Source organism: Nonomuraea marmarensis (assembly GCF_043197025.1).
GTDB classification, from domain to species: Bacteria; Actinomycetota; Actinomycetes; order Streptosporangiales; family Streptosporangiaceae; genus Nonomuraea; species Nonomuraea marmarensis.
The window spans coordinates 126,994-143,735 of sequence record NZ_JBICRM010000015.1 but is presented as its reverse complement, the minus strand read 5'-3'; the positions used below and the strand labels follow the sequence as shown (position 1 = coordinate 143,735).

18 protein-coding genes and 2 pseudogenes are annotated in these 16,742 nt (G+C 69.7%); 7 read left to right on the top strand and 13 right to left on the bottom strand.

Annotated features, from left to right (window positions below):
* Positions 1-27: 27 nt before the first annotated feature.
* On the top strand, positions 28-1,677 hold the full coding sequence (gene ilvD, locus ACFLIM_RS24930) for a dihydroxy-acid dehydratase (protein WP_393169297.1): 1,650 nt from the start codon (positions 28-30) through the stop codon (positions 1,675-1,677).
* 212 nt (positions 1,678-1,889) lie between these two features.
* Here ilvD and ACFLIM_RS24925 read toward each other — a convergent pair whose 3' ends face one another.
* The 7 genes from ACFLIM_RS24925 to ACFLIM_RS24895 all read right to left on the bottom strand — a co-directional run bounded on the left by ACFLIM_RS24925 (position 1,890) and on the right by ACFLIM_RS24895 (position 7,583).
* A complete protein-coding gene (locus ACFLIM_RS24925; protein WP_393169295.1) occupies positions 1,890-2,330 on the bottom strand; it encodes a hypothetical protein in 441 nt (146 codons plus the stop codon).
* 153 nt (positions 2,331-2,483) lie between these two features.
* Positions 2,484-3,377 carry a sigma-70 family RNA polymerase sigma factor gene (locus ACFLIM_RS24920; protein WP_393169293.1) on the bottom strand — a complete coding sequence of 298 codons (894 nt, stop codon included), beginning with the start codon at positions 3,375-3,377 and terminating at the stop codon, positions 2,484-2,486.
* A gap of 9 nt (positions 3,378-3,386) precedes the next feature.
* Positions 3,387-3,773: an STAS domain-containing protein gene (locus ACFLIM_RS24915; protein ID WP_169789150.1), complete on the bottom strand. Its 387-nt coding sequence runs from the start codon at positions 3,771-3,773 to the stop codon at positions 3,387-3,389.
* A gap of 44 nt (positions 3,774-3,817) precedes the next feature.
* A complete protein-coding gene (locus tag ACFLIM_RS24910) occupies positions 3,818-4,795 on the bottom strand; it encodes a phosphotriesterase family protein (protein WP_393169291.1) in 978 nt (325 codons plus the stop codon).
* Between the two features lie 58 nt (positions 4,796-4,853).
* Complete coding sequence (locus ACFLIM_RS24905) at positions 4,854-6,272, bottom strand: methionine--tRNA ligase (protein ID WP_393169289.1); 1,419 nt, start codon at positions 6,270-6,272, stop codon at positions 4,854-4,856.
* Between the two features lie 146 nt (positions 6,273-6,418).
* Entirely contained in the window at positions 6,419-6,877 is a 459-nt protein-coding gene (locus tag ACFLIM_RS24900; protein ID WP_393169287.1) for a universal stress protein, read from the bottom strand.
* A 79-nt stretch (positions 6,878-6,956) separates the two neighbouring features.
* On the bottom strand, positions 6,957-7,583 hold the full coding sequence (locus tag ACFLIM_RS24895; RefSeq protein ID WP_393169285.1) for a DUF998 domain-containing protein: 627 nt from the start codon (positions 7,581-7,583) through the stop codon (positions 6,957-6,959).
* 217 nt (positions 7,584-7,800) lie between these two features.
* Here ACFLIM_RS24895 and ACFLIM_RS24890 point away from each other — a divergent pair, with 217 nt between their 5' ends.
* Together ACFLIM_RS24890 and ACFLIM_RS24885 are read left to right on the top strand one after the other, a co-directional pair.
* The gene (locus ACFLIM_RS24890; RefSeq protein ID WP_393169283.1) at positions 7,801-8,151 is read left to right on the top strand and encodes a MerR family transcriptional regulator; all 351 of its coding nucleotides are present in this window, start codon (positions 7,801-7,803) and stop codon (positions 8,149-8,151) included.
* A complete protein-coding gene (locus ACFLIM_RS24885; RefSeq protein ID WP_393169281.1) occupies positions 8,148-9,122 on the top strand; it encodes an aldo/keto reductase in 975 nt (324 codons plus the stop codon). Before ACFLIM_RS24890 ends, ACFLIM_RS24885 begins: the two co-directional genes overlap by 4 nt.
* A gap of 8 nt (positions 9,123-9,130) precedes the next feature.
* On the opposite strand, the gene ACFLIM_RS24880 is transcribed toward ACFLIM_RS24885, so the two are convergent.
* Positions 9,131-10,051: an anti-sigma factor RsbA family regulatory protein gene (locus ACFLIM_RS24880; RefSeq protein WP_393169279.1), complete on the bottom strand. Its 921-nt coding sequence runs from the start codon at positions 10,049-10,051 to the stop codon at positions 9,131-9,133.
* Positions 10,052-10,233: 182 nt separating this feature from the next.
* Here ACFLIM_RS24880 and ACFLIM_RS24875 point away from each other — a divergent pair, with 182 nt between their 5' ends.
* Positions 10,234-10,788 (top strand): DUF1707 SHOCT-like domain-containing protein, encoded by a 555-nt coding sequence (locus ACFLIM_RS24875; RefSeq protein WP_393169277.1) that lies wholly within the window; start codon positions 10,234-10,236, stop codon positions 10,786-10,788.
* Here the strand turns inward: ACFLIM_RS24875 and ACFLIM_RS24870 are convergent.
* The 4 genes and pseudogenes from ACFLIM_RS24870 to ACFLIM_RS24855 form a co-directional block, all read right to left on the bottom strand.
* On the bottom strand, positions 10,758-11,870 hold the full coding sequence (locus ACFLIM_RS24870) for an aromatic ring-hydroxylating oxygenase subunit alpha (protein WP_393169275.1): 1,113 nt from the start codon (positions 11,868-11,870) through the stop codon (positions 10,758-10,760). The two genes, ACFLIM_RS24875 and ACFLIM_RS24870, sit on opposite strands and share 31 nt — an antisense overlap.
* A 63-nt stretch (positions 11,871-11,933) precedes the next feature.
* Positions 11,934-12,176 carry a hypothetical protein gene (locus ACFLIM_RS24865; RefSeq protein WP_393169440.1) on the bottom strand — a complete coding sequence of 81 codons (243 nt, stop codon included), beginning with the start codon at positions 12,174-12,176 and terminating at the stop codon, positions 11,934-11,936.
* A pseudogene (locus ACFLIM_RS24860) lies at positions 12,177-12,305 on the bottom strand (FAD-dependent monooxygenase); the annotation flags it as partial. It lies immediately after the preceding gene.
* Between the two features lie 268 nt (positions 12,306-12,573).
* Positions 12,574-13,029 (bottom strand): annotated as a pseudogene (locus tag ACFLIM_RS24855) (FAD-dependent oxidoreductase); the annotation flags it as partial.
* Between the two features lie 51 nt (positions 13,030-13,080).
* Here ACFLIM_RS24855 and ACFLIM_RS24850 point away from each other — a divergent pair.
* The 3 genes from ACFLIM_RS24850 (at position 13,081) to ACFLIM_RS24840 (ending at position 15,669) form a co-directional block, all read left to right on the top strand.
* Positions 13,081-13,644 (top strand): TetR-like C-terminal domain-containing protein, encoded by a 564-nt coding sequence (locus tag ACFLIM_RS24850; RefSeq protein ID WP_393169273.1) that lies wholly within the window; start codon positions 13,081-13,083, stop codon positions 13,642-13,644.
* Positions 13,645-13,733: 89 nt separating this feature from the next.
* Complete coding sequence (locus tag ACFLIM_RS24845) at positions 13,734-14,108, top strand: hypothetical protein (RefSeq protein ID WP_393169271.1); 375 nt, start codon at positions 13,734-13,736, stop codon at positions 14,106-14,108.
* A 91-nt stretch (positions 14,109-14,199) separates the two neighbouring features.
* Positions 14,200-15,669, top strand: a complete 1,470-nt coding sequence (locus ACFLIM_RS24840) for a DUF2079 domain-containing protein (RefSeq protein WP_393169269.1) — start codon at positions 14,200-14,202, stop codon at positions 15,667-15,669.
* Here ACFLIM_RS24840 and ACFLIM_RS24835 read toward each other — a convergent pair.
* The gene (locus ACFLIM_RS24835) at positions 15,645-16,742 is read right to left on the bottom strand and encodes a glycosyltransferase (protein WP_393169267.1); all 1,098 of its coding nucleotides are present in this window, start codon (positions 16,740-16,742) and stop codon (positions 15,645-15,647) included. The two genes, ACFLIM_RS24840 and ACFLIM_RS24835, sit on opposite strands and share 25 nt — an antisense overlap.

Sequence of the window (16,742 nt, the reverse complement as noted above, 5' to 3'; positions counted from 1 at the left end):
CAGGACCCGTACACCGGAGGAAAGCTCTTGAGCATCGCCGACGACCCGGACCGCGCACCGGCCCGATCCCACCTGTACGCCATGGGCATGTCGGATGAGGACATGCGCCGCCCGACGGTCGGCATCGCCACCACCTGGACCGGCACCATGCCGTGCAACCTCACCCACCGCGAGCTGGCCGCCCACGTGGCCGAGGGGGTGCGCGCGGCGGGCGGGACGCCGATGGAGTTCAACACCATCGCGGTCTCCGACAACCTCACCATGAACACGCCCGGCATGCGCGCCTCACTGATCAGCCGCGAGGTCATCGCCGACTCGATCGAGCTGATGGGGCGAGCGCACGAGTTCGACGCCCTGGTGGCCATCGTGGGCTGCGACAAGACCGTGCCAGCCGCGATCATGGCACTTGCCCGGCTGGACGTGCCCTCCGTCGTCCTCTACAGCGGCAGCATGATGCCGGGCCGGTGGCGCGGGCGCGACGTCACCATCCAGGACATGTGGGAGGCGCTCGGCGAGCGGGCTGTCGGCCGCCTGGACCAGTCGGACCTGGACGACCTGGCCAGGCACGCCTGTCCGGGCGCCGGCACCTGCGCCGCCCAGTACACCGCCAACACCATGGGCAGCGTCGCCGACTTCCTCGGCCTGGCGCCGTTCGGCGTCGGCGACATTCCGGCCGTGGCCGAGGCCAAGAACGCGGCGGCCAGGCGCGTCGGGGAGATCGCCATGGACGCGCTCGCCCGCGACGCCCGCCCCTCACGGGTGCTCACCGAGGGCGCCCTGCACAACGCGATCGTCTCGGTCGCGGCCATGGGCGGCTCCACCAACGCCGTCCTGCACCTGCTGGCCATCGCCCGGGAGGCGGGGCTGCCGCTGCGCGTCGACGAGATCGGCGAGGTCTGCCGCCAGGTCCCGATCATCACCGGGCTCAAGCCGAGCGGCGGCGACCACACGGCCGCCGACCTGTGGCGGGCCGGCGGCACGTCGCTGGTGGCCCGCCGCCTGCTGGAGGCCGGGCTGCTGCGCGAGGACGTCACGCTGGTGGACGGCCGGACGTACGCCGACGTCGCCGCCGACGCCCAGGAGGCGCCGGGCCAGCAGGTCGTGGCGAGCGCGGCGAAGCCGTTCAAGCCGCGTGGCGCGCTGGCCATCCTGCGCGGCTCGCTCGCGCCCGACGGGTGCGTGCTCAAGCTGGGCGGCAAGGACGACTTCCGGCACGAAGGGCCGGCCAAGGTGTTCGACTCGGAGAACGAGTGTCTCGCCGCCATCGACGAGGGGCGGATCGTCCCCGGCGACGTCATCGTGGTCCGCTACGAGGGTCCGGCCGGCGGCCCCGGAATGCGCGAAATGCTCTCGATCACCGGTCCGCTCGTCGGCCGGGGCCTCGGGAGCTCGGTCGCGCTGGTCACCGACGGGCGCTTCAGCGGGGTCTCGCACGGGCGGGTGATCGGGCACGTGGCTCCGGAGGCGTACCACGGCGGGCCGATCGCGCTGGTCCAGGACGGCGACACCGTGATCATCGACAGCGCGGCGGGAACGCTGGACCTGCTGGTGCCCGAACCGGAGTTGGCCGCGCGCCTGGCCGCCTGGCGCCGGCCGGAGCGGGTGGTCGAGCGGGGGGTGCTGGCGAAGTACGTCGCCACGGTGGGCTCCGCCTCGGACGGCGCGATCACGGCCTGACACCGGGCGGACGGAGTAGCCGATGGGGGCGGCTATGCTGCGCAGAGACGTTTGGCCGTCCCCCAGAGAAGGAGACCTACGCGATGTACAAGGAGTTCGCTGTCGAGGCCGTGATGTGGCTCGTCCCGGTCGTGGTGCTGATCGGACTGGCGGTCCTCGTCACATCGTGAGCCGGGAGGCCGGCCGGGGAGCGGCCGGCCTCCGGCGGTCACTCAGTTGTAGTACCTGTAGGACACGTACGTGCTCGCATACCGGTCGAAGCGGCGCTCGCCGTCCAGAGCTTGATTGTAGAAGCGTGCCAGCGTGGCGGTGCGTACGGTGCAGCCTGCCCAGCGGACCTTACGCGCCCTGATGCTGCCGACGTAGTCGTAGCACGATCCGGCCTTCCGGCCGTCGATCTTGAGGCTGACGTTGAGCTTCACGTTGAAGAGGTTCTTACGCGAGATGTTCGTGATGCGGACCTTGATGCGGCAGGTGTCCTCGCACTTGCCGAAGTAGACCTTGGTGCGGATCAGTTGCGGCCTGGCGGTGGTGGCTTTGGCCGACGTCGCCGTGGACGTGCTCGCCGTGGACGACGTCGCGCTGGCGGGCGCCGCCATGAGCGTGGTCGCGGCAGCCGCCACTAAGACCGTGCCGGCAAGACTCATGATCATATGTGCCCCCTGTGCACAAGACAGCCGCTTCCCCCTGTAGGCAGCGACCAGTACCTGATCGACACATATCAAGAATCCGGATATGCCAACATTTCACCAAGCACATCCGATACGAAACGGTTATCTGCTTACGTCGGGCTTATCGGGTCGCGCCTACGATGCCCACGCCAGTAAGGGGCCGCCCTCTCTGAGCCGTTTCAGCGCCTGTTTCTCCAGCTGGCGGATGCGTTCCCGGGTCAATCCGAGGTGTGCCGCTATCTCGGTGTACGTCTGGGCCTCCTGCCCGGCCAAGCCGTACCGGAGCCTGATGACGAACGCCTCGCGCGGCGGCAGCGTCGTGACCACCTGGTGGAGCTCGGCGCTCATGGCGCGGCGCTCGGTGACCTCGTGCACCTGCGGCCCCTCCTCGTCGGCGATCATGTCGCCGATCCGGCCCTCGCCGTACTCGCCGACCGGGACGTCCAGGCTGACCATCTCCTGGCCCAGCCGCCGTAACGCGGCGACCTGCTGGGGGGTGCGCTCGGCCGCCACGGCGAGCTGGGCGTCCGTCGGCTCGCCGCCGAGCTGGGCCGCCAGTTGCCGCTCGACCCTGATCAGCCGTGACAGCTCCTCCGCCACGTGGATCGGCAGCCGTACGGTGCGGCTCTTGTCGTGGATGCCGCGTTCGATGGCCTGCCGGATCCACCACATCCCGTACGTCGAGAACTTGAAACCCCGCGTGTAGTCGAACTTCTCCACCGCCCTGATCAGTCCGAGGTTGCCCTCCTGGATGATGTCGAGCAGCGGCAACCCGCGGAAGGAGTAGCGCCTGGCGGCCGAGACCACCAGCCGGAGGTTGGACCTGATCAGCAGGTCCTTGGCGCGCTGCCCGTCGCGTACGACGTCTTCGAGCTCAGGCGTGCCCCTGTCACGCTCGATCAGATGGCCCGCGTACAGGCCTGCCTCGATCCGCCGGGCGAGATCCACTTCGTCCGCGGCGGAGAGCAAGGGGGTCTTTCCGATCTGCTCCAGGTACGTGCCGAGCAGGTCGGGCTCTTCGGCCGACATGCACGGGGACTACCCGGTAAACGGCGGCGAATTCCCGGCTTCGTTGAGTTCTGCGATGGCCAGCTCGGCCGTGCTGCGGATGTCGAAGAACTTGTCCAGCGCGGTGATCGCGAACAGGTGCTTGCACCTGCCGTTCAGCCCGGACAACAACAGCCGCCCGCCCGAGGCGGTGACCGCCTTGTGCAGGTAGACCAGCACGGACAGGCCGGAGGAGTCGCAGACGCTGACGGCCTGCATGTCGATGACGAGCAGCGGGGGCTGGGTGAGATCGAGGGCCTTGGTGACGCGATCGCGAACCTCCGCCGCGGACCCGAAGTCGAAGTCCCCAGTCAGCCGCGCGATGACGCAGGGTCCCTGGAGTCCGAGGCTGATCGACAAGGCCTGCTCCGAAGTCACCCAGCTCCACCTACCCGTGCGTTGCTCTCCCGATCTCCACTACTTTACGAGAAGTAGCGCTTCGGGTTGAACACCAGCATCTGCTCAATCTGGTCATCGGTCACACCCGAGTCCAGCAGTGCGGCCAAGACGTCGTCGTGAATGTGATCGTAGCGCCAGTTCGGCGCGAGCGTGCTTCTGGCCTCGTCCCAGGCACCGCCGAAATAGTCCATGAAGCAGGCGGTGTCGTGGCTGAGGACCATCCGATCGGCGTATCCGCGCTGGCAGAGCGCCGCTACCGTGGCCACGCGCTGCGCGGTCGGATTGTACGCATCCAGACCGAATCGGTCCATTCCGAGTATCGCTCCTGTATCGGCCAGCCGCATGAGGTAGTCGAGGTCGTTGCTGTCGCCCGCGTGCCCGACGACCACCTTCGTCAGATCGACCCCCTCCTTGGCGAACAGGTCCAGCGCGATCAGGCCGCTGCGGGTGAAGGCGTTGGTGTGCACGGTGATCGGTGCCCCGGTGCGCCCGTGCGCCTGCGCGACGGCCCGGCAGATGCGCTCGACGCCGGGCGTCAGGCCCTTCGCCTCGACCACGCACTTGAGGAACGCGGCCTTCACCCCGGTGTCGGCGATGCCGTCGGTGAGGTCGCGCACGAAGTCGTCGATCATCGGGTCAGGACCGTCGATGAACAGGCCCGGGCCGCGGTGCTCGTACTGGTGCGGGAGCTCCTCGAAGGAGTAGATGCCGGTGGCCACGACGATGTGCAGGCCGGGCACCTGCTCGGCGATGCGCTGGATGCGCGGGATGTAGCGGCCCAGCCCCCACACGGTCGGGTCGACGATCGTCCGCACGCCCTTCGCGGCCACCGCGTTGAGCTTGGTGACCGCGTCCGCCACCCGGAACTCCTCGTCCCACCAAGCACCTTTGCCGTAGTTGTCCAGGTGCTCGGTGGCCACGACGAAGATGTGCTCATGCATCAGCGTCTGTCCGAGTTCGTCGACGTCCAGGGGTCCGCGGAGGGTGTTGACGGTGGGCATGAGCGCCTCCATACCGACTGGTCTGTTCGCGCCAACGTAGGCTCCCGCACGACCTCCGTCAACCAGCGCCACTCGAACCGGCGAGGCGGCGGAACAGCGGCTCGGGCGACGGCAGCCGCTCCCCGCTCACCGCCGCGGCCACCCGCGCCGCCGCCGTCGGCAGGAAAGGCTCCAGTTGTCCGGCCAGTTCCCGGCACGCGTGCACCAGCGTGCCCAGCGACACCTCCTGGTCGGCCCGGGTCTGCCGCCACGGCCGAGTCCTTTCGACGTACTTGTTGGCCTCCTCGACGATCGCCCACACCGCCACCGCCGCCCGCCGGAAGTCGAACTCCGCCAACGCCTCGTGCACCGCCCCCGACACCTCGACGAGCGGCTCCCCGGCAGGGGGAACGTGGCCGTCCAGGAACCGGTGAACCATGGTGACGACCCGGTTGACCAGGTTCCCCAGCCCGTTGGCCAGGTCCTCGTCCGCCCTGCCGATCAGCCGTTCCGCGGTGAAGTCGGCGTCGCCCACCCGCGGCACCTCGCGCAGCAGCCACCACCGCACGGCATCGACCCCGTACGCGTCCACGAGCGCCGCGGGATCGGCGGCGTCGCCAGACGACTTGCTGATCTTGCGACCGCCCACCGTGAGGTAGTCGTGCACGAAGATCCCGGTGGGCAGCGGCTTCCCGGCGGACAGCAGCATCGCCGGCCAGTACACCGCGTGGAACCGGATCACGCCCTTACCCACCAGATGGACCTTGCGCCCCTCGGCCACCCACCATCGCCGGTAGTCGTCGCCTTCGAGCGCGGTGACGTAGTTGGCCAGCGCGTCCCACCACACGTACACCACCTGGCCGGGATCCCCCGGCACCGGAATGCCCCAGCCGCGGGCGCGGGCGGCGGACCGCGAGATGCTGATGTCGTCCAGCCCCGCCTCGACGAACGCCAGCACCTCGTTCCGCCGCGCCGCGGGCTCGATCCTGAGCCGCCCGCCGCGGATCAGCTCCAGCAGCGCATCCTGATAGCGGGACAACCGGAAGAACCAGTTCTCCTCGGACACCCGTTGCAACGGCGCCTCGTGCCCATCGGGACAGGGCCCTTCCGGGTAGAACTGCTCGCAGCCCACGCAATAAAGCCCTTCGTAGTGCCGCTGGTAGAGGTCGTGCTCAGTGGCCGCCCAGATCCGCTCGACCCCCGCCCGATGCCCCGGATGACTACTCGTACGGATAAATGCGTCGAAAGACAGATCTAGCGGTCGCCGAAGCCCCTCGAACGCGGCCGCGTTCCGGTCCACCAGCTCCCGCACCGGCACGCCCTCCGCCTCGGCGGCCAGCACGTTCTTCAGCGAGTTGTCGTCGGTCCCCGTCTGGAACCGCACGGGCTCGCCCCGCCGCCGGTGATGCCTGGCCAGCACGTCGCCTTGGACGAGCTCCAGAGCGTGCCCGAGGTGCGGCCGGGCGTTGACGTAGGGGATGGTCGTCGTGATGTACATCGGATGCCTCCAAGGGGCCCCGGACACGACGAGAGGCCCCGGTTCGCAGGGCCTCAACAAGACGTCGCCGGTGAAACCCCTCAGGGGGCCATCATCACCAGGCAGGTCGTCATGTCCTCATAGTAGCCGCCGGAGTCCGCCGGCGATCAAGTGCTTTCCTCCGGGGCGGGCACCACCAGCACCGGCCGGCGGGCGTGGTGCAGCACGCGGTTGGACGTGCTCCCGAGCAGCAGCGAACGCACCCCGCCGAGCCCCCGCGTGCCGGTCACGATGAGCTCGGCGTCGATCTCGTCGGCCACGTCCACGATCGTCGCCCAGACCGCCACCGAGTCCACGTCGCAGCGCGGGGTCGCGTCCAGCCCGGCCTGGCGGGCCAGGTTCGCGCCGCGCTGGGCGAGCTCGGTCATCGCCTCCCCGATCGCCGCGTCCCCCGCGCCGGTCTCGTCGGACGCCATCATGAGCCCGGCCGAAGCCCTGGCCGCGGCCATCGCCAGCCGCTCCCACACGGTCAGCACGACGGCGCGCTGCCCTGGCAGGATCCTGCCCGCGAAGGAGATCGCCTCCTTGGCGTCATCAGAACCGTCGTACGCGATCAGAATCGTCATTCCAGTCACTCCCAAGTCGAGGCGTCGGGCACTTCCTCTTTCCTGAGCAGCCCGTTTCACGCCCGGCATGCATAAAGGGCTACGCCATGATCGGCGAGACGCCCTGCGAGCGCCGGGCCGACGGCCTGAGCATCGACAGCCCGGCCAGCGCCAGCACCCCCAGCTCCGTCACCACCACGACCCGCTGGGTCAACCCGGCCGGGATGTCGTCGTTGGTGAGCGGGATGCCGAACATCCGCACCACGTACGGGACCACGACCAGCAGCAACGCCCCGAGGGCCAGCCCGCTGAGGATCCGCACCGTCTTGGCGTACCGGATCCGGGCCTTGGCCAGCAGCAGTCCCGCCACGGGCATCACCAGGAAGGCCGCGAAGGCGGCGTAGCGGTGGATGCCGCCCGACATCGACAGTGGCACGCCGGGCCGGTCGGTGGGAAAGGCGCCGATCAGGAACATGCTCGCCCCCCACGCCAGCAGCAGCGCGACGACCCAGCGGCTCATCCCGGCCCGGCGCAGCGCCTCGGCGATCAGCGCGGAACCCACCGCGAACAACGTCAGCGAGGCGGGCAGCAGCCAGCCGGACGCCTGGAAGGCGTACTCGCTGATGACGCTGTGCATCGGGTCGAGACCCGCCTCGGCGTGCAGCGTGAGCATGGCGCCGGTCCCGGTGCCGATGGCCGCGAATCCACTGACAAGCAATCTCCTCATGCCTACAAAAGTGGTGGAAAGCGGCTTCGCGGAGTATCGGAGATGGACCCGAACCGGCCCTGAAGGATCCCTTAATACCTTGGTCGGACCTTCCCCTGAGGACCTCACCTGACCTGTGCGAAGGCGACCCTGGGTAGGGCTCGCCCCCTCAGGGTGGGTACGGGGTCCGCCACCCCCGATTTGACTTAGAGCGCACTCTAAGGGCGAATCTGGATGCATGACGATCCAGGAGGCCGCGCAACGGTCCGGCCTGACCGCTCACACGCTGCGCTATTACGAGCGTATCGGGCTGATCCAGTCGGTGGGCCGCAACAGCAGCGGCCACCGGGACTACGCCGAGCAGGACCTCCAGTGGCTGGAGTTCCTCACCAAGCTGCGGACGACGGGCATGCCGATCGCCGACATGTGCCGGTACACGGAGCTGCGGCGCATGGGCGGCCACACCGCCGACGAGCGCAGGGAGATGCTGGAGCTGCACCGCGAGCGCGTGAGGTCCAGGATCGCGGAGCTCACCCAGGACCTGAAGGTGCTGGACCACAAGATCGACAGTTACAGGGGACAGGCATGAACAGGCGCACTCTCGGAAACGGCGGCCCCCAGGTCTCGGCGCTGGGCCTGGGCTGCATGGGCATGTCCGAGTTCTACGGCCAAGGCGACGAGAAAGAGTCGATAGCCGTCATTCACCGCGCCCTCGACCTTGGCATGAATTTTCTGGACACAGCCGACATGTACGGCAAGGGAGCCAACGAGGAGCTCGTCGGCCGTGCCATCAGGGACCGGCGTGACGAGGTCGTGCTGGCCACCAAGTTCGGCGTCAAGCGCGAGGGCGCCTCCCGCTCGATCGAGAACAGCCCGGAGTACATCAGGGCTGCCTGTGACGCCTCCCTGCTGCGCCTCGGCATCGACCACATCGACCTCTACTACATGCACCGCCGCAACCCCGAGGTCCCGATCGAGGAGTCGGTCGGCGCCATGGCCGAGCTGGTCAAGGAGGGCAAGGTAGGCCACCTCGGCCTGTCGGAGGTGAGCGCGAAGACGCTGCGCGCGGCGGCCTCCGTGCATGCGATCGCCGCCCTGCAGAGCGAATACTCGTTGTTCACCAGGGGCCTGGAGGCGGAGATCCTGCCGGCGGCCAGGGATCTGGGTGTCGGGCTGGTGGCGTACTCGCCGATCAGCCGCGGCTTCCTGACCGGCACGCTGCCACCCGCCGACCAGCTTCCCGACGATGACTTCCGCAAGTGGTTCCCGCGCAACTCGGGCGAGAACGCCGCGCACAACGCGGCGCTGGCGGCCGAGGTGAGGAAGATCGCCGACGCGGCCGGGGTCACCGCGGCGCAGATCTCGCTGGCGTGGCTGCTGGCGCAGGGCGACGACGTGGTGCCGATCCCGGGCACGAAGCGGCTGACGTACCTGGAGGAGAACGCCGCCGCCGCGGACATCACGCTGACCGCCGAGCAGCTCGACGCGCTGGTGGCGGCCGTGCCCGCGGACGCCGTGCGCGGCACCCGCTATCCCAGCATGTCGGAGATCGAGCGCTGACTCCCGCGTCAGGGGGCGTCGAAGTAGACGCGGATGGCGGTCGCGCCGGCCCGGGTGTGGACGCGTACGAGATCGCTGAGGAGATTGACGATGAGCAGCCCGCGCGAGCCCGCGTCGCGCGGGTCCACGGGCCTGCGGCCGACCAGCGGGTCGGTGATGTGGCCCGTGTCGCTGACCTCGCACACCAGCCGCCCGTCCGCGGCCCAGACCCGGATCACGCCCGAGCCGCCGCCGTGGTCGAGGCTGTTGGCGCCGAGTTCGGCCACCGTCAGCCGGATGTCGTCGAGCCGGTCCTTGCCGAAGCCCATCTCGGCGGCCCGCCGCGCGGCCAGGGCGCGCGCCGCCGACAGGTTGGTACGGTCGAAGCGCAGCGAGACGAACTCCCCCGGCTCCTCCAGCGGCCGGTTGTACCCGTCGACCACCAGCTCGGGCGCGTAGTCGGCGCTGCGCCACTCCCCCGTGCCGTCGCGCAGCACGGGATGGGTGCGCGCGGCCTCCTTGATCACCTCGGGCGCCAGGCGCACGGCGTCATACGGGCACAGGATCGTGACGTGCCGGCCCGCGAACGACAGGTTGATCAGCGCCTCGTGCTGCGCGCACGCGGGATATTCCGCCGCGCTGCGGCCCGGCCAGATCGGCTCGCCGATGATCCGCACGTGCCGGCCGGGATGCCGGTCGGCGAAGTCGCGCAGCACGGCGGGGATGATCCGCCCCGGGTTGCGCCCGGCCTCCCCCATGTCGAGCAGCAGCACCGCCTTGGCCTCCCCGCCCAGCGCGGCCTCGATCATGGCGAGATTTCCGGCGGGAACGGCGACCGCGACCGGCTCGCCGGCGGCCAGCCCCTCGCGCACGAAAGCCGTGATGGCAGCCACGTATTCCCGGTCACTCCGGTAGAAGAGCGCTGGATGCGAGAACGGCTCGGCCAACATGAGAATCTCACGCTACCCAACGATGATGACTTCATGGCAAAGCGTTGGGTACCTAACCTGATGTGAAGAGAGTCCAGGTCGTCCACCGCCTTCGCAGGGAACGCCGGCTGCGTCCCCTCGATCTGCGCACCCCATCTGGCCGACGTCTCCCGTTCTGAGCGTCACGAACCTATGCTCGGGACATGTCGGAATTGCAGATGCGGGTCTCCGACGAGGACCGGGAGCGCACCGCGCAACGACTGCAGCGCGCATTCAGCGAGGGCCGTCTCACCCACCTGGAGCTCGAAGACCGCCTCGAGATAGCCCTGACCGCGAAGACGTACGGCGACCTGCTCGGCCTGATCACCGATCTGCCCGACGAGCAGCCGCCCGTCAGCGACGTGATCGAGCTGGAGTCGAAGAACGGCCACCTCAAGCGCTCCGGCGACTGGGCGGTGCCGCGGCGGCTGCGGGTGACCTCCAAGTACGGCAGCGTCGAGCTCGACCTCTCGGAAGCCGTCGTCATCCACCCGGTCGTGGACATCGAGCTCGACCTCACCTACGGCTCCGCCAAGATCATCCTGCCAGAGGGCGGGGTGGCGAACGTGGACGCGTTCCAGAGCGACTGGGGCCACGCCGCGACGGGCGACGTGCCGAGCAGGCCCCGCCCCGGTGCCCTCTACGTGGTGGTCAGCGGCCGGACGAAGTACGGCGGGCTCACGGTGCGCTATCCGCGCAAGCGCTGGTTCACCCACTGATGGAAGATCGAGATGTGGTGCTCGCTGGGCACGAGCACCCCGCCGTCCCGGTACGCCCGTGACGACATGCCGGGCTGGGTCCGCTCGCAGGCGTCGAAGTCCTGCTCGTTGACCCGGTGGAACAGCTCGACCGACGACGACACGTCCGCCCCGGAGGCGACCACGTCGGGGTGGTAGAGCCAGTCGCATTCGACGACCGTCCGGTCGGCGGCCATCGGGAACATCCGGTGCAGGATCACGTGGTCGGGCACCAGGTTGACGAACACCTGCGGCTTCACGGTGATCGCGTAGTAACGCCGGTCCTGGTCCTGGGACACGTCGGGCAGCTTGCCGAAGCCCGCGCTGCCGTCCACGGTGAACCCCTCGGCCCGCTCGGCGAACTCGGCGCCGTGGCCCACGTAGTACTGGGCCGCGTAGCCGCTCGCGAACTCCGGCAGCACGGCGGTCAGCTCGGGGTGGATGGTGGCGCAGTGGTAGCACTCCATGAAGTTCTCGACGATGAGCTTCCAGTTGGCCCTGACGTCGTAGACGATCCTGCGGCCGAGGGTGAGCTTGTCCACGTGGTAGCGCTCGATGGCGGCGGGGTCGCCGAGCCGTTCGGTGGCCGCGTACGTCACCGTCTCCTCGAACGAGGGTGGTTCGTCGGCCAGGCACACCCACGCGTACCCCAGCCATTCGCGCAGGTGCACGGGGACCAGGCCGTGTTCCACGCGGTCGACGTCCGGCATCTTCACCAGGTTGGGGGCGGCGGCGAGGCGGCCGTCGAGGTCGTAGGACCAGGCGTGATAGGCACACCTGATCGTCCGCTTCACCTCTCCCTGCTCCTCCAGGCACAACCGGGCGCCGCGGTGCCTGCACACGTTGAGGAAGGCGCGCAGCCGGTCGTCGCGGCCGCGTACGACGATCACGCTCTCCCCGCCCACCTGGACCGTCCTGAACGCGCCCGGCTTGGGCAGGTCCTCGGCCCTGACCGCGCAGAACCAGAGGCTCTCGAAGATCTTGGCCTGCTCGTCCTCGAACACCTTGGGGTCGGTGTAGGCGCGGCCGGGAAGCGTGGAGATCAAGCTCGACGTGGTGGTCAACCGACACCCCTTGTTGCGTATTACGCACCGAGTTGCTCTATATGCGACATCGTCAGGCGACCTTCACGAGGCTGTCAAGAGGTAGTTGCTGGCCCGGCGCAACCACGCCGTATAGAGCCTGGTCACCAATCCGTCGGGGAGCAGCCCCGCGGTCGGGCGCTGCCAGCTGTTGGTGCCCTCGGTGGCGGCCAGCCGGGCGGGCCTGCGGACGACCTTGGACCGCGCCCGCTCATAGGCGCGCAGGTCACCGAGCGAGCGCGCGAGCAGCCAGGCGTCCTCCAGCGCCTGGTTGGCGCCCTGGGCCATGGTGGGCGGCATGGTGTGCGCCGAGTCCCCGGCCAGCGTGGTCGGCCCCCTGCCCCAGACCGCCGGGATGGACTGCCGGTGATGCGGGAAGAAGTCCAGCTCCGTGATCGTCTCCAGGATGCCCGGCACCGGCTGCGCCCAGCCGCCGAACCGCTCCCGCAGCCGCTCCAGCACGTCGGGATCGTCGTCCCAGAAGGGCCTGCCGGGCGCGGACCTGACGTCGAACCACCACAACAACCGCCCCCCCGCCCGCCGGGATCAGCCCGCAGAGCCCCTGCCGGCCGGGGATCATCACGGCCCTGCGCAGCCCGGTCAGCGCGGTAGGGATGGTGGTGAACCCCTGCCAGGTGACCCAGCCGCTCAGCTCGGCCGGATCCTTGCCCCACAGGGCCTCGCGCACCACGGAACGGCGGCCGTCCGCGCCCACGAGCACGTCGCCGCGTACCGTGCGGCCGTCGGCCAGGCGCAGCTCGGCCCGCTCGGGCACCACGCGCTCGGCGGGGACGCCATAGGTCACCGGCACCCCGTCGGCGAGCAACTCGACCAGCTCAGCGCGGGCCACGTGCACGACGGGATGGCCGTAGCGGCGCTCGGCCGCGGTCAGGTTCATGGTGAGCAGCCCGCGCCCGTCCGGGGCCCAGGACTCCAGGGTCTCCAGCCGGCGGCCGACCGTCGAACAGTCGGCCTCGAGCTCGTCCAATATGGCCGTGCTGCCCGGCCAGAGCGTGACGGAGCCGCCCGCCGTGCGCAGCTCCGGGGCCTCCTCGTACACCTCGGCCTCGTGTCCCGCGTTGATCAGACCGCGCGCCAGGGCGAGCCCCGCGACTCCCGCGCCCACGACGATTACCCTCATAAGCAATCCCTGTTTTTGAGACTCGCGATATCAGATACTAGGAGTATCACAATGTCTGTGCGCGGCCGCAAGCCCGACCCCACGGTCGACCACCGCATCAGGCAGGCCGCGACCGGGCTGGTGCTCAGCCACGGCCTCGACTTCACCATGGACGACGTCGCCGCGGCGGCCGGCGTGGGCAGGGCGAGCGTGTTCCGCCGCTACGCCACCAAGCGCGACATGCTGCTCGAAACCCTCGCCGGCTTCATGAACACGCACGTCGCCATCCCCGACACCGGCTCCCTCGAAGGCGACCTGCGCGTGGTCGTCTCGGACACCCTCGCCCTCTGGCAGCGCGCCGACGTGGCGCGCATGGCCAAGCAGGTGTACGGCGAGGCCGGACGGGACCCGGCGGTCGCCGAGATCATCCGCACCGGGATGCGCACCCGGATGGAACGGTCATGGGTGGTGTACGAGCGTGCCATCGAACGCGGCGAATTGCCCCCGAATGCGGACCTATGGCTGCTCACCGATATGTTCGCCGGGTTCGTCGCCTACCGGGGGCTCCTGGATCTTCCACTGCCCGAGCCGGAGGAAATCGTGCAGGTCCTCCTGCACGGCTTTACGCCCGCTTGATACTCATGGTGTTAGTGGGGTGCAAGTGACGGTCAAGTAGGGGCCCATAATGTTCCCTTCGTTCGCTAAACCTACGAAGGGCACGGAAAATGACACCCCCTCGTCGTCGCTTGGCCGTCGCGGCCGCGACGCTGACCCTTGCCGTTCTCACCACCGCCTGTGGTGCTCTCGGCCAGGCTGTCGACTGCAACAGCGCCGCCACCGAGGCCAGCAAGATCATGACTGACTGGAGTTCCACGGTCACCAAGAACGCCACGGACACGGACGCCATCGGGGATGCGTCGAAGACCGCGGCGGACAAGACCAAGGAGCTCGCAGGCAAGTACGACGGTGACGTGGCCGCCGCGCTGAACGACCTCGCCTCCGGGTTCGAGACCATGCAGAAGGGCGACCTGGCCGGCGTCTCCGAGTTCACCGGCAAGATGCAGGGCTTCTCCACCAAGATCACTTCCGCCTGCTCCTGATGAGGCCCGCGGTCGCCGCTCCACCTGTGGGGGGCAGGCTGGTGCGGCGGCCGCGCCATGTTCGGGCGGAATCGTTCTACTCTTGCTGCCCGTGACGGGTGACACGCTGACGGCGCGTCCGGGGGCGACCACCGCCGGCTCCCCATGGAGGATCAGGTTCTCCGGCCACCGTGTGCGGGTGGGCGCGATCGCGCTCCTCGCCGCGGTGGCCTATTCCGTGCTCGGCCTGGTCAAGCTGGCCACCTACCGGGCGACCACGTTCGACCTGGTGATCGTGGACCAGGCGGTGCGCAACTACGCCGCCTTCCGCCTGCCGTACATCCCGGTGCGCGGCACGTTCTCCGGGCGGGGCATGGACTACCTCCAGCTCGCCGACCACTTCTCGCCCATCTACGCGCTGCTGGCGCCGTTCTACTGGATCCACGACGGGCCCGGGACGCTGATCGTGGCGCAGGCGGTGCTGTTCGCCGCCGCGATCCCGTTCCTGTGGCGCTTCGCCAGGCGCGTGCTGGGCGTCGTGCCCGCCTACCTGGTCTCCGTGGCGTACGCGCTGTCGTGGCCGGTGGCGCAGGCGGTCGCGTTCGACGCGCACGAGGTCATGTTCGTCCCCGTGCTCACCGCGATCATGATCGAGCGCTACCACGCGGGGCGCAACCGGGCCGCGTTACTGGCGATGCTCGCCCTCCTCCTGGTCAAGGAGGACATGGGGCTCATGGTGATCGGCGTGGGGTTGTGCCTGATCGTCATCGGCGACCGGTGGCGCGGCGTGCTCTGCGTGACGTTCGGACTCGGCACCGTGCTGCTCGTCCGCGGCCTGGTGAGCTCGGTCTTCGGCGGCGACGCCAAGGACTACTGGGCCTACGGGCATCTCGGGGACGAGATTCCCGGCGCGGTCCTGGGGATCATGCGCGATCCCTTCGCCGCCCTGCTGCTGCCGTTCAGCGAGGAGGCCAAGGTCGACACGTTGTTCCTGCTGGTCTGGCCGACGTTGTTGTTGTGCCTGCTCTCACCGCTGTCGCTGGCGGCGCTGCCGCAGGTGCTCGAACGCATGTTGTCCGACCGCGCCCAGTGGTGGCAGGCCGACTTCCAGTACAGCGCCTTCACCGTCGTGATCCTCTTCTGCGCGGGCGTGGACGGGCTGGCGAGACTGCTGCGCTGGACCAAGCGCTCGCACGACGCCTCGCTCAAGCTGGCCTGGTCGGCGGCGGCCTGCGTGGTCGCGCTCACGCTGGTCCCCAGATTCGCGATCGACCAGCTCTACCATCCGGCCTTCTACCACGAGCCCAAGGCGGCGGCCGCCGCCGAGGCTGTCAGCAAGGTGCCCTCCGGGGTCACCGTCGAGGCCGTCAACTCCGTCGGCCCCGCCCTGACCTCCAGGACCACCGTCCTGCTGTGGACGGCGCAGTCGCACGGCGCGCCGTGGGTGGTGGCCGACACCGCGCGCTGGGACTTCCCCTTCGGCTCCGCGGACGAGCAGCTCGCCGCGGTCGACGACCTGCAGGCCAACGGTTACGCGAAGGTCTTCGAACGCGACGGCTACGTGGTGCTGCGCCGCGACTGAAGCGCCTCCTCGTAGGCCCCCGCGAACCCGCCGAGGACCGTGGGCCAGGAGCCCGCGGCCGGCGGCGTCGACCGGTTGTGCGCGGCGATCGACTCGCGCAGCCCCGCGTCCACGCACAGCCGGGCCACCGCGCGGGACAGGTCGCCGAGCGTGCGGCCGAGCAGCCCCTCGGTGCCGTGCTTGACGAAGTCGGCGACCCCGCTCTGCGCCCTGGCCACGACGGGCGCCCCCGCCGCCCGCGCCTCCAGCGCCGCGATGCCGAACGACTCGCGCGGCGCGGGCGCCACGAACACGTCGGCCGTCTCCAGCACCTTGGCGATCTGCTCTCTCGTGAAGCGGCCCGGCAGCGAAACCCAGTCGGTCATGCCGTGCCGGGCGAGAAAACGTTCCATCTGCCCGCGAGCGGGACCGTCGCCGACGATCGTGGCCCGCATGGGGATCCGGGCGGGCACCCGCGCCCGGGCCGTCTGGAGCAGCCTCAGCAGGCGCACGGGCTGCTTGCGCGGCGCCAGCCGCCCCACCGCGACGATGTGCACCTCGGCGCGCCGGTCGGGAGTCCCAGGAGGCGGCGCCCAGCCCGACAGGTCGAGGCCGTTGGAGACCACCCGCACGGGCACCTCCGGCCCCGCCACCGCGCGGATGGGGACCGCGGCGGCGTTGCTGACCGTGGTGGCCACCAGCCCCCACCCCTGCCAGCCGAACACCAGCCGCAACAACCGGTAGAGCGCCCCCGTGACCGGGTCCCACATGCTGTGCACGGTCACCACGCAGGGCACTCCCGCCCGCGTCGCGGCCCGCACGCCCATCCAGGCGAACGGCGAGACCGCCCCCGTGTGCACGTGCACCACATCGGGACGGGTGGCGGTGATCCGGCGCGTGAGATGCCCGACCCCGAACGGGTGCACCGGCAGGTCGAACGGCATCCTGGCGACGATCCTGTGCACGCCGGGCAACTCCTCGCCCCCGGTCGCCGTGGCCACCGACACCTCGTGGCCGGCCTCCCGCTGCATCCGCACGAGATCGGCCACCTGGACCTCGATCCCCCCGAGTCGCGGCAGGTAACAGTCACTCAC

Coding starts and splice junctions, on each gene's coding strand:
- ACFLIM_RS24925 (WP_393169295.1), bottom strand. CDS start 2,330: ATGATCATGAGTCTTGCCGGCACGGTCTTAGTGGCGGCTGCCGCGACC.
- ACFLIM_RS24920 (WP_393169293.1), bottom strand. CDS start 3,377: ATGTCGGCCGAAGAGCCCGACCTGCTCGGCACGTACCTGGAGCAGATC.
- ACFLIM_RS24910 (WP_393169291.1), bottom strand. CDS start 4,795: ATGCCCACCGTCAACACCCTCCGCGGACCCCTGGACGTCGACGAACTC.
- ACFLIM_RS24905 (WP_393169289.1), bottom strand. CDS start 6,272: ATGTACATCACGACGACCATCCCCTACGTCAACGCCCGGCCGCACCTC.
- ACFLIM_RS24900 (WP_393169287.1), bottom strand. CDS start 6,877: ATGACGATTCTGATCGCGTACGACGGTTCTGATGACGCCAAGGAGGCG.
- ACFLIM_RS24895 (WP_393169285.1), bottom strand. CDS start 7,583: ATGAGGAGATTGCTTGTCAGTGGATTCGCGGCCATCGGCACCGGGACC.
- ACFLIM_RS24890 (WP_393169283.1), top strand. CDS start 7,801: ATGACGATCCAGGAGGCCGCGCAACGGTCCGGCCTGACCGCTCACACG.
- ACFLIM_RS24885 (WP_393169281.1), top strand. CDS start 8,148: ATGAACAGGCGCACTCTCGGAAACGGCGGCCCCCAGGTCTCGGCGCTG.
- ACFLIM_RS24880 (WP_393169279.1), bottom strand. CDS start 10,051: ATGTTGGCCGAGCCGTTCTCGCATCCAGCGCTCTTCTACCGGAGTGAC.
- ACFLIM_RS24875 (WP_393169277.1), top strand. CDS start 10,234: ATGTCGGAATTGCAGATGCGGGTCTCCGACGAGGACCGGGAGCGCACC.
- ACFLIM_RS24865 (WP_393169440.1), bottom strand. CDS start 12,176: ATGGCCCAGGGCGCCAACCAGGCGCTGGAGGACGCCTGGCTGCTCGCG.
- ACFLIM_RS24850 (WP_393169273.1), top strand. CDS start 13,081: ATGTCTGTGCGCGGCCGCAAGCCCGACCCCACGGTCGACCACCGCATC.
- ACFLIM_RS24845 (WP_393169271.1), top strand. CDS start 13,734: ATGACACCCCCTCGTCGTCGCTTGGCCGTCGCGGCCGCGACGCTGACC.